Source organism: Thermomonas haemolytica, from assembly GCF_004346265.1.
In the GTDB taxonomy this organism is placed as follows: domain Bacteria; phylum Pseudomonadota; class Gammaproteobacteria; order Xanthomonadales; family Xanthomonadaceae; genus Thermomonas; species Thermomonas haemolytica.
On record NZ_SMAP01000015.1, the window covers coordinates 1 to 9,998 of the forward strand.

Genomic DNA, 9,998 nt, shown 5'->3' on the forward strand with positions numbered 1-9,998 from the left:
ACGACGCCCTCGACGGCATGACGCCCATCGAATACCGCAACCAACCCGCCAGATGTTCTACTTTTGAAATGTCCGCTTGACGGGGGAGCTTACGGGAGCACGTGATCCGCCACGATGCGAACTACTCCACTGACCAGGAAGTCCATGCGGCCTAACGCCTGAATTAAGCCGCGCCACGAAGTGGCGTCGGCTTGAATAAACTGTTAGGCCGCACTGTAGCGCGGCGCGACAGCAATGGGTAGACGAGAGCGCCCCAGCGCCACGGCCCGAGAGCCGACCAGAACCGGGCGCCCGGCGAAGAAGCCGCGGGAAACGCTGTCTGGAGCGAGAAAGCCGCGATGCCCAGCTGCGGCGACACCATCCGGGCGCCACCGCGAGCCAGTGCAGAAAAGAGCCGGAGCACGTGATCCGCCACGATGCGAACTACTCCACTGACCAGGAAGCCCATGCGGCCTAACACCTGAGTTAAGCCGGGCAGCGCAGCGGCCGCGGCGTTGGTTCAATCGTAGCAACCGGCGCCGAGGCCGCGAAGCGGACTCGGCTTGAACGAATTGTTAGGCCTCATGGCCTGGAAACAGCAAGCCAAAAACTTTGTCCATGATCTTGGCGGATTGATCAGTGCGCTTACAGGAAGTGGTGTGACGGGTTGCGTCAAAGTGTTTCTCACTCTCTCCCATGTCTGGACCTTTGTAACTCCAATGGTCAGGCCCGGAACAACTGCAGGTCCACTCAGGAGTTCCAATTTCCATTATGGCGATCAGCGCGATAGCGCATACGGCCAGAAGAACTCCGGGAAGTAGGAAGAACCATGCGCCTGTCTTCATGAGGCCTAACGCCTGAATTAAGCCGCGCCGCGAAGCGGCGTCGGCTTGAATGAATTGTTAGCGCGCTGTCCGCGCAGTGTCAGCCATGAACGCTTCGAACGCAGGAAACGATTGCTCAAGACGGTCAATCTCAGCCGAAAGAAACGCAGAGAAGGTTGCCCACCGGCGCCACTCAGTGCCACCTTTGCGCATTCCTACGACGCTACCAGAAGCATCAATAAAGTACCCGACGTTCTCGTCTACGGACAGCGCGGCACCGCCGAAATGGAAAAGTTCTGGTGCGGCCTGAAATCCTACGCGCCAGAAGCGGTTAGCAGTAGCTAGGTCTTGCGGTTGGCGAGACGATCGGTCGAGTAGCGGCGGAGAGCCCCGCATAGATCTTGGGGCGCCGTAAAGGGACAGATCAAAGATGCGCCCGCCGTTGATGGAACGAAGCACCGAGACGTAACTGGCAGGAATGGCCAAGCCGTGGGTTGTCTCGTAGACCGCTAGCTCACTGTCAGTTTGCGGTGCATGCAAGGTTATTGCGTAGGCTTCTGGACCAATTTCCGGTCTGTGCGAGACGAGTACATCAGAGCCAGAAATGACTACCTCGTTGCCAGTGCGGGCAAGCAGCTTCTTTAGTGGGCCGAGCTCTGGCCCCAGGCTTTCAATGAACGACCGAGAGACCATGCTGTCTGTTCCTGCGCCCTAACACCTGAGTTAAGCCGTGCCACGAAGTGGCGTCGGCTTGGACGAACAGTTAGGGCGCAAAGTAGCAGAAAACGACGCCAGCGGGGCGCGCCAGCGCACGGCGCACCGTCGCACGCAGTTGCCTATACCGTCCGAGAGCCGAGCCGCCTGCGCGCAACCCGATGCTGCCGCAAGGAAACGCTGCAACGGGCGAGAGTGCTGGACCGTCTGCTGCTGCGAGAAGCCACGGGCGCACCCCGATACCGAGGCCGGCACGAACCGGTTGGCGAAGCTGGCGCAGACCGTCAGGAACCCTGCGGAAGAATCGGCCGGCGAGTTGCACTGGCGCTTCGCCCGGCGCAGCGGCGGAAACAGCTTTTGCAGCGCCCTAACACCTGAGTTAAGCCGCGCCACGAAGTGGCGTCGGCTTGGACGAACAGTTAGGGCGCAAAGTAGCAGAAAACGACGCCAGCGGGGCGCGCCAGCGCACGGCGCACCGCCGCACGCAGTTGCCTGTACCGTCCGAGAACCGAGCCGCCTGCGCGCAACCCGATGCGGCCGCAAGGAAACGCTGCAACACGGCGAGAGTGTTGGAGGGTCTGCTGCCACGAGAAGCCACGGGCGCACCCCGATACTGAGGCCGGCACGAACCGGTTGGCGAAGCCGGCGCCGACCGCCAGGAGCCCCTCGGAAGAACCGGCGGGCGAGTTGCACTGGCGCTTTGCCCGGCGCAGCTGCGGAAGCAGCTTTTCCAGCGCCCTAACGCTTGAGTTAAGCCGCGCCACGAAGTGGCGTCGGCTTGGACGAACAGTTAGGGCGCAAGGTAGCAGAAAACGACACCAGCGGGGCGCGCCAGCGCACGGTGCGCCGCTGCCCGCAGCTGCCTGTACCGTCCGAGAGCCGAGCCGCCTGCGCGCAACCCGATGCTGCCGCGAGGAAACGCTGCAACGCGGCGAGAGTGTTGGAGGGTCTGCTGCCGCGAGAAGTCACGGGTGCACCCCGATACTGAGGCCGGCACGAACCGGTTAGCGAAGCAGGCGCCGACCGCCAGGAGCCACTCGGAAGAACCGGCGGGCGAGTTGCACTGGCGCTTCGCCCGGCGCAGCTGCGGAAGCAGCTTTTCCAGCGCCCTAACGCCTGAGTTAAGCCGTGCCGCGAAGCGGCATCGGCTTGAACGAATTGTTAGGCATCATTGACCGTTCTCCCGGCGCTCGTAAACCCACCACTCATGCGCCTTGTCTCCCTTGAGGTCTTGGGTGCGAACAAAGGCAGGCTTGTGGCGATGAAAGAAAGCCTCGGCTTGCACAAGGCTAGATGCGGTCTGCCGCTCCGGAACAGGCTCAAAGAAGAGGTTCTTGCCGTCGATCCGCCAAGTGCCATGGAAGTCCTTAGAGTCCTGCCCCAGATGTCCGTGCAAAGTCCTGGTGTACGTGCCGTCCTGATGCAGTTGTAACGTTTCATCGAAGCCGGCGTGCCCCATGTCGTAAGTGCCGATGATCTCCGACCTGGTCGGTGGGCGATCTGGGCCATGCACAAGAGACGAGCAGGCGGCAAGAAGCACTGCACTAAAGATTACTGAGACGCGTCGAATGCTCGGCATGATGCCTAACGCTTGAGTTAAGCCGCGCCGCGAAGCGGCGTCGGCTTGGACGAATTGTTAGGCGCCAACTCCCGGGCCTTACCGGGGACAATGCCACACCATCTCAGCGATGTGGGCAACCGGGCCAACAACAGGGCCTTCGCATTCCCTTCCGCATCTTATCGATGCCGACCGCGATGCGACGCTGCCGAGTGGCTTCCTGCTTGGGTGACGTGACCCAGCAGATCCACTCATTCCGCGCCAGTGGGGTGATCTCTGTCCACAGGGAGGCCACCGCCCGATCACGCTCGATGGCGGCCCTGAAATCTTCCGGCAGCTCATGAACGGTGCCGCCCGCGAGCTTTTGAGCATTCGTGGATGTGGCCATTGGGGCCTAACGCCTGAGTTAAGCCGACCTGCGTAGCGCAGGCAACGGCGTGGCAAGCTTAATCTGCCACGCCGTTGCCGGAGCGAAGCGGGTTCGGCTTGAACGAATTGTTAGGCAACAGCTCCTTGCCGTATGGCGTGCCCTTGCATGCATGAGCAAGGAGTGCTACGTTGGAGATGCGGAAGGTACCCAATGATCCAACTCTACTTCGGTAGTGCGGTCGGCGGGTACCTTTTTTATTGCTCGATTGTGTACTGATTGCGCGCACCAATGTCCTTTAGGTACTCGCCAAAGACGAGCCGCTCGATCTGACGAACTGCGGCTTTAGATAATTTATTGCTATATGGCGGGCGTGGGTGCGTTGATTGATGCTCGGGATCAAGCGTATCCACAAGGGCATGCGCAACAACTCCGTACACGAGAAGCTGCTGGCGAGTAGCCTTTATCTTTGTCTTTCCGAGAAGCTCAATGAGCGGCTTGCACCAAGCGGCTGCTGATGAGTCCTCGCTGATTTTCTTTCCGAACTCAACAAGGCCAATTGTTCTATGACGGCCATCGTAGGATGGATCCGTGGCCAGCTCGCCAATGGCGTTTTGGTGCGTCCGATTGACTAAGCGTATTTGCGGTGACCCAAGGCACGCAATGAACTTTTGAAGCTTGGCTCCACGCTTATCTGAGGCAAGGGAGATACCAAGGCTTTCCTCCGCAAGAATATTGATGCGCCCCCAGAATCTGGCATACAAGTAGGTCAGTCCGATTAGGTCTGGATCGAGTGGTGCTGTGGATGATGCTTCTTGTTGTTCTGAATCGATTGAAAAATCACGATCGGCTAGAGATGATGTTTTTCCGACGATCGCATCTGCTGCCTTCAGGAGCGGGTCTAAGTGCGCATCAACGAGCGACTTAGCGGATTTCCGCTGGCCAAAGTAGTATTTGATCCATTCAACAGGATAGTCAATAAGCTTCGCAATTATTCCGCCTGATACGGCGGCGGTGAAGACTGCCAGCCAAGTTTCACTCACGTCAAAAGCCCCAAGTAGCGACTGAATTTGTTGCTGTTGCCTAACGTATAGGTAAGGGGCGGCCAAAATGACGCGAAGCGGCGTTTTGGGCGTCCCGCTTGACCGCCATGTTATGCCTTGCGCGTGCCATTGGCATTTGGGGTAACAAGATCATGCCAACGCTTGTGACAAGACGGGCAGAGAAAGGACTGCGGCCAGCTTTCGGCCTCATCGCCGAAGAGATGGAACGGTGCCCAGTGATGGTTTTCAGCCCCTTCAGCACCGCAGACCTCACAAATAAATTGGAGTTGAAGCGGATAAAGCTGTTTGATTTTGACGTTGGATCTTTCAACTGCTTTGCGCTTTGCAAACCCAGGTATACGTTTACCACAGTTCATGCAATAGAACGGGTATTTCGGATTTCCTCCGGCATCAACGTAATGGCCAACTGCCCAAGCCTTGACACCGCAATGCTTGCAAGGTTGGTTAGGGTAGTTAATTTCATTTTTCCAAGAGGAATTTGTCATGAAGCCATGCCCATTTTGCGGTAGCGATGACGTTGGATATTCATACGGGAAACACCCTGACGGACATGATCTTTCATTTATCGCATGCGGTGGCTGCGGTGCCCGCGGCCCGGCGAGAGCCTACACCAGCGAGTGGGACGATGATGAATCTGCTGCGGCATGGGACATGAGGCATAACACCTGAGTTAAGCCGCGAGGCGAAGCCGAGTCGGCTTGGACGAATTGTTAGGTTGCGGACTACGGAGGAAAGAAGTGGACAAAGGAACTTGGCATTGGAAGCGCACCGGCCCTTATGTTGACATTTTCAGCGGCGACTCCACTCACGAAGTGTCCTTACGGATCAGCGGCTACTTTGTGACATCGGCGCAGGAAGAACGGTATGCGGAATGGCTTTGCGCCAAGCTGAACGACTGCGGCAAGCAACCTAACGCGTGAGTTAAGCCGCGCCGCGAAGCGGCGTCGGCTTGGACGAACAGTTAGGGCGAAAGGTAGCAGAAAACGACGCCAGCGGGGCGCGCGAGCGCACGGTGCACCGCTACCCGCAGTTGCCTGTACCGTCCAAGAGCCGAGCCGCCTGCGCGCAACCCGATGCTGCTGCAAGGAGACGCTGCAACTGGGCGAGAGTGTTGGAGGGTCTGCTGCCGCGGGAAGCCACGGGCGCACCCCGATGCTGAGGCCGGCACGAGCCGGTTGGCGAAGCCGGCGCCGACTGTCAGAAACCCAACGGAAGAATCGGCTGGCGAGTTGCATCGGCGCATCGCCCGGCGCAGCTGCGAAAGCAGCTTTTGCAGCGCCCTAACACCTGAGTTAAGCCGTGCCACGAAGTGGCGTCGGCTTGGACGAACAGTTAGGGCGCAAAGTAGCAGAAAACGACGCCAGCGGGGCGCGCCAGCGCACGGCGCACCGTCGCACGCAGTTGCCTGTACCGTCCGAGAGCCGAGCCGCCGGCGCGCAACCCGATGCTGCCGCAAGGAAACGCTGCAACGGGCGAGAGTGCCGGATGGTCTGCTGCCGCGAGAAGCCACGGGCGCACCCCGATACCGAGGCCGGCACGAACCGGTTGGCGAAGCCGGCGCCGACCGCCAGAAACCCAGCGGAAGAACCGGTGGGCGAGTTGCACTGGCGCATCGCCCGGCGTAGCGATGGAAGTAGCTTTTGCAGCGCCCTAACACCTGAGTTAAGCCGCGCTGCGTAGTGGAGGCGAAAAGGTGGCAGGCTTTTTCTGCCGCCTTTTCGCCGTAACGAAGCAGCGTCGGCTTGGACGAATTGTTAGGTTGCCAGCTTCGTTGACGCCGATCGCAACCGCCCGAGAGATGCGCCTAGAACCACGGCGACGAACGAGGCGCTAAGGGAGGGAGCATGTTCCCGCACAATAGCGGCAACGGCCGGCGCCGCCGGTTGGTGGCTCAGGGCCACCAACGCAAGCGCCCACATGGCTGCCCACACCAGGAGCGCGGGTCCTACGAAGATACGTCGCATGGACCAGCTGACGGCCGCAGCGGGAATAAGCCAGAGAACGGCTGCGAGAATGGACTCGTGGATATGGGTCTCCGCGTGTGCAGCACCCGCCAAGCCACCAAGTCCGAGGTGTAGAGCCAGCAGCGTGACTACGCCAACCCATGCTTTCTTAATGGTCATCAACGATGCTCCCCGGGCAACCTAACACCTGAGTTAAGCCGCGCCGCGAAGCGGCGTCGGCTTGGACGAATTGTTAGGGGGCAAGCCCCTGGCTTACAAACACATGGTACGCCGGACCCTTGACTTGGATTAGCTCGGGAACCGGCTCGGAGTTAGCGTTGCAGTCAATATTGACATACGACAGATTGCCGAGCTTGTCTGCGTGTATGACGATCTCAAGTGACTTGCCGGATGGCTCAAGCAAGAAGTAGCTCTGGAAGACTGCAGCTGCATGTGCCATCGGCTCGCACAGAGCAGGGGCCCCGGACTCTGGCGGGACGTGCGTTCCGAAGCTGTTGCACCCGCAGTCGCAGACCTCTGTGACCGATGCCACTTCGAGTTGCTTTGCAAGGCGATCTGGCGCGGGAAAGCCGGACTGCTCGACAAGGAAGGATTTCCAGAACTCAAGTCGCTGTGAGTCCACCCATGCCCCCTAACACCTGAGTTAAGCCGCGCCACGAAGTGGCGTCGGCTTGGACGAACAGTTAGGGCGCAAGGTAGCAGAAAACGACGTCAGTGGGACGCGCGAGCGCACGGCACACCGCTGCACGCAGTTGCCTGTACCGTCCGAGAGCCGAGCCGCCTGCGCGCAACCCGATGCTGCCGCAAGGAAACGCTGCAACGCGGCGAGAGTGTTGGAGGGTCTGCTGCCGCGAGAAGCCGCGGGCGCACCCCGATATCGAGGCCGGCACGAGCCGGTTGGCGAAGCCGTCGCCGACCGCCAGAAACCCCGCGGAAGAACCGGCCGGCGAGTTGCACCGGCGCTTCGCTCGGCGCAGCTGCGGAAACAGCTTTTCCAGCGCCCTAACGCTTGAGTTAAGCCGCGCCGCGAAGCGGCGTCGGCTTGGACGAATTGTTAGGTGCCAGGCGGAGGCGGTGGAAGCGGAGGCCACGACTGGCATGACTTGATTTCTTGAAGCGCGCCCGACCGTGAGTCCAAGTGGCCACGATCAGTTGAAGTGAAGCGACCGACCACATAAGCATACCCGTCCGTAAATTTCTGTTCCCCAGGCAACCCGCACTCATCTAGGTCAATCCAGAGGCCATTTTTTTCAAGGCCGTATTGATGGTCGTCTTTATGTAGGTAAATTCCGTTACCTTCAAATTCAAGATGGATATAGCCTGTCACTGCCACAACTCTTCCCTCGTATTTTTCAGGTGTGGAGATTAGCTGAATTAACGAGATTCTCATCGGTGGATCTTGGGCGCGTGCGGGAAAAATTGCACTGCCAAGGGCGAGAATTGGAAGCAGGCATGCTGGAAAATTGATCATGGCGCCTAACACCTGAGTTAAGCCGCTGCGCTGCGGCAGGACACACATACCGAGCCAAGCCGAAGCGCAGTCGGCTTGAATGAATTGTTAGCGCCGAGGAGGACGCAGAAATGAATACTCACAAGATCGAACAGCAGAAGGCCAAGCAAGAGGAATTGAAGTCTAGGTGCATGTCGCTGATCAAGGCTGGCAAGCGCGTTGAAGCGATTCGCCTTTATCGACATGAAACTGGGGCCGATCTGAGGGAGGCAATGCGTGAGCTTGGCCTGAAACACTGGTAAGGCCGCTAACGCTTGAGTTAAGCCGCGCCACGAAGTGGCGTCGGCTTGGACGAACAGTTAGGGCGCAAGGTAGCAGAAAACGACGCCAGCGGGGCGCGCGAGCGCACGCAAGCAAGCCGCACGCAGTTGCCTGTCCCGTCCGAAAGCCGAGTCGCCTGCGCGCAACCCGATGCGGTCGCAAGGAAACGCTGCAACGCGGCGAGAGTGTTGGAGGGTCTGCTGCCGCGAGAAGCCGAGGGCGCACCCCGATACCGAGGCCGGCACCAACCGGTTGGCGAAGCCGGCGCCGACTGCCAGAAACCCAGCGGAAGAATCAGCCGGCGAGTTGCACCGGCGCTTCGCTCGGCGCAGCGATGGAAGCAGCTTTTGCAGCGCCCTAACACCTGAATTAAGCCGCGCCACGAAGTGGCGTCGGCTTGAATGAATTGTTAGGCGGCTGCCCAGAGGCCTGAAGCAGAAGCTCGGCCAGCTGTTGCGCCTCCTGGTGCGAAAGGGTAACCGGCATGACGCGGTAGTGCCCAAGTGCCTTTGCCACAAGCTCAAGGCCAACGGCTTTGTACGGCGTGGCGCTCGCAAGAGAATGCACCCTGATCTGCACCGGCATATGGAATGAGTCTGCCGCAGCAGCGACACCTAGCGTTGCAGCAACAGGGGCGCCGAACAGCGCTCCCGCCAAGCTGCGGAAACGCAGGAAGCGGTAAGCGAGCGTGGCCGCGATGACGAGAAAGATAGCCAGCAACACGTAGTTCACGATGTTCCCCATGGCCGCCTAACACCTGAGTTAAGCCGCGCCGCGAAGCGGCGTCGGCTTGAATGAATTGTTAGGTGGCAGCTGCGCGCTCGAGTGCCGCCACCGGAAGTAGGGCGAGCTTGCCACAAGCCTTGCAGAACGGGGTGGGGCTTTTCCACCAATGGCGATTCTCTGCGAGGAGATGCCGGCAGGAAGGGCAGCGGAGCCGATGCGATGCGAGAACCCACCACTGAGCCTGACGAATCGCTGGCACAGCGAGCAATGCAGGGCCGAGCGTCAGGGCTGCCCAGAGGTCATCGGGAAGGCCTAGCTGCGACAGGACGATGAAACCGACGGCTAGCCAGCCCACCAAAGACAAAACGATCACAGCCAAGGAGCGGCGCAGCGCGGCCCTTGCGGCCAGCTGAGCAATGACAACCTCGCGGCTGAACACCACAGGGGCTTGTTCCAGATCGCGTTTCACTGTCCCTGCCACCTAACACCTGAGTTAAGCCGCGCCGCGAAGCGGCGTCGGCTTGGACGAATTGTTAGGCGGCAGGCTAGTCACGGAGCCGCCGCTGAGCGAGCCTCTGCCACGAGCGCTGCGATGGCCTGTTGATCAAGCTGACGCAGCTCATCAAATGCGGGCTGCGTAGCTGACTTGGAGCCAGTGCCCTCGCCATATAGCCGAATCTGGCCATCGGGATTCACATACAGGATGAAGTAAAAAGGCATGGCCGGATTGCCTTGATCCGAAACCACAACCGCCGAGCGATTGTCACCGCACGCATAGACGAGCCAAGGAGATCCGCCAAATGACCTCTTGAGTGGCCCGACCTCGCAGTTGAGCGCGGGAGTGCGCTCATCTGCGCCGAACGCCGATGTGGCTCCAAGGAGCATGAAGGACGCAAGGGTGGAAAACATCATGTTGCGCATTACTTGCTCCTGCCGCCTAACGCCTGAGTTAAGCCGCGCCGCGAAGCGGCGTCGGCTTGAATGAATTGTTAGGCCCACAACGCCGACAACAGCGCCGCCGCTGCGCCTAC

General features: G+C 59.9%; 12 protein-coding genes. 3 read left to right on the forward strand and 9 right to left on the reverse strand.

What is annotated here, in order from left to right; all coding sequences use genetic code 11:
- Positions 1 to 881: 881 nt before the first annotated feature.
- The 5 genes from EDC34_RS11995 to EDC34_RS12015 form a co-directional block, all read right to left on the reverse strand.
- On the reverse strand, positions 882 to 1,496 hold the full coding sequence (locus tag EDC34_RS11995) for an SMI1/KNR4 family protein (protein ID WP_132982894.1): 615 nt from the start codon (positions 1,494 to 1,496) through the stop codon (positions 882 to 884).
- 1,189 nt (positions 1,497 to 2,685) lie between these two features.
- Complete coding sequence (locus EDC34_RS12000) at positions 2,686 to 2,976, reverse strand: hypothetical protein (protein WP_114961098.1); 291 nt, start codon at positions 2,974 to 2,976, stop codon at positions 2,686 to 2,688.
- A 223-nt stretch (positions 2,977 to 3,199) separates the two neighbouring features.
- Positions 3,200 to 3,463, reverse strand: a complete 264-nt coding sequence (locus EDC34_RS12550) for a YdeI/OmpD-associated family protein (RefSeq protein ID WP_114961099.1) — start codon at positions 3,461 to 3,463, stop codon at positions 3,200 to 3,202.
- A gap of 236 nt (positions 3,464 to 3,699) precedes the next feature.
- Positions 3,700 to 4,485, reverse strand: a complete 786-nt coding sequence (locus tag EDC34_RS12010; RefSeq protein ID WP_132982895.1) for a hypothetical protein — start codon at positions 4,483 to 4,485, stop codon at positions 3,700 to 3,702.
- 110 nt (positions 4,486 to 4,595) lie between these two features.
- Positions 4,596 to 4,991, reverse strand: coding sequence for a hypothetical protein (locus EDC34_RS12015; RefSeq protein ID WP_132982896.1), 396 nt, complete (start codon positions 4,989 to 4,991; stop codon positions 4,596 to 4,598).
- Here EDC34_RS12015 and EDC34_RS12555 point away from each other — a divergent pair.
- Together EDC34_RS12555 and EDC34_RS12025 are read left to right on the forward strand one after the other, a co-directional pair.
- Complete coding sequence (locus EDC34_RS12555) at positions 4,990 to 5,175, forward strand: Lar family restriction alleviation protein (RefSeq protein WP_114961100.1); 186 nt, start codon at positions 4,990 to 4,992, stop codon at positions 5,173 to 5,175. The genes EDC34_RS12015 and EDC34_RS12555 overlap by 2 nt on opposite strands.
- Positions 5,176 to 5,243: 68 nt before the next feature.
- On the forward strand, positions 5,244 to 5,426 hold the full coding sequence (locus EDC34_RS12025; protein WP_132982897.1) for a hypothetical protein: 183 nt from the start codon (positions 5,244 to 5,246) through the stop codon (positions 5,424 to 5,426).
- Between the two features lie 2,098 nt (positions 5,427 to 7,524).
- Here the strand turns inward: EDC34_RS12025 and EDC34_RS12030 are convergent.
- On the reverse strand, positions 7,525 to 7,941 hold the full coding sequence (locus tag EDC34_RS12030; RefSeq protein WP_132982898.1) for a hypothetical protein: 417 nt from the start codon (positions 7,939 to 7,941) through the stop codon (positions 7,525 to 7,527).
- 110 nt (positions 7,942 to 8,051) lie between these two features.
- On the opposite strand from EDC34_RS12030, the gene EDC34_RS12250 reads away from it, so the two are divergent.
- Positions 8,052 to 8,222, forward strand: a complete 171-nt coding sequence (locus tag EDC34_RS12250) for a hypothetical protein (protein ID WP_162797724.1) — start codon at positions 8,052 to 8,054, stop codon at positions 8,220 to 8,222.
- Between the two features lie 388 nt (positions 8,223 to 8,610).
- Here EDC34_RS12250 and EDC34_RS12035 read toward each other — a convergent pair whose 3' ends face one another.
- From EDC34_RS12035 to EDC34_RS12045, 3 genes are all read right to left on the reverse strand, one after another.
- Positions 8,611 to 8,985 carry a hypothetical protein gene (locus EDC34_RS12035; RefSeq protein ID WP_114961101.1) on the reverse strand — a complete coding sequence of 125 codons (375 nt, stop codon included), beginning with the start codon at positions 8,983 to 8,985 and terminating at the stop codon, positions 8,611 to 8,613.
- Positions 8,986 to 9,043: 58 nt separating this feature from the next.
- Positions 9,044 to 9,436, reverse strand: a complete 393-nt coding sequence (locus EDC34_RS12040; RefSeq protein ID WP_132982899.1) for a hypothetical protein — start codon at positions 9,434 to 9,436, stop codon at positions 9,044 to 9,046.
- 80 nt (positions 9,437 to 9,516) lie between these two features.
- Positions 9,517 to 9,998: hypothetical protein (locus EDC34_RS12045; RefSeq protein ID WP_207899940.1), on the reverse strand; the 482-nt coding region annotated here is incomplete at its 5' end.

Excerpts from the sequence above, each read along its gene's own strand:
- EDC34_RS11995 (WP_132982894.1), bottom strand. The coding sequence starts at position 1,496 with ATGGTCTCTCGGTCGTTCATTGAAAGCCTGGGGCCAGAGCTCGGCCCA.
- EDC34_RS12000 (WP_114961098.1), bottom strand. The coding sequence starts at position 2,976 with ATGGGGCACGCCGGCTTCGATGAAACGTTACAACTGCATCAGGACGGC.
- EDC34_RS12550 (WP_114961099.1), bottom strand. The coding sequence starts at position 3,463 with ATGGCCACATCCACGAATGCTCAAAAGCTCGCGGGCGGCACCGTTCAT.
- EDC34_RS12555 (WP_114961100.1), top strand. The coding sequence starts at position 4,990 with ATGAAGCCATGCCCATTTTGCGGTAGCGATGACGTTGGATATTCATAC.
- EDC34_RS12015 (WP_132982896.1), bottom strand. The coding sequence starts at position 4,991 with ATGACAAATTCCTCTTGGAAAAATGAAATTAACTACCCTAACCAACCT.
- EDC34_RS12030 (WP_132982898.1), bottom strand. The coding sequence starts at position 7,941 with ATGATCAATTTTCCAGCATGCCTGCTTCCAATTCTCGCCCTTGGCAGT.
- EDC34_RS12250 (WP_162797724.1), top strand. The coding sequence starts at position 8,052 with ATGAATACTCACAAGATCGAACAGCAGAAGGCCAAGCAAGAGGAATTG.
- EDC34_RS12035 (WP_114961101.1), bottom strand. The coding sequence starts at position 8,985 with ATGGGGAACATCGTGAACTACGTGTTGCTGGCTATCTTTCTCGTCATC.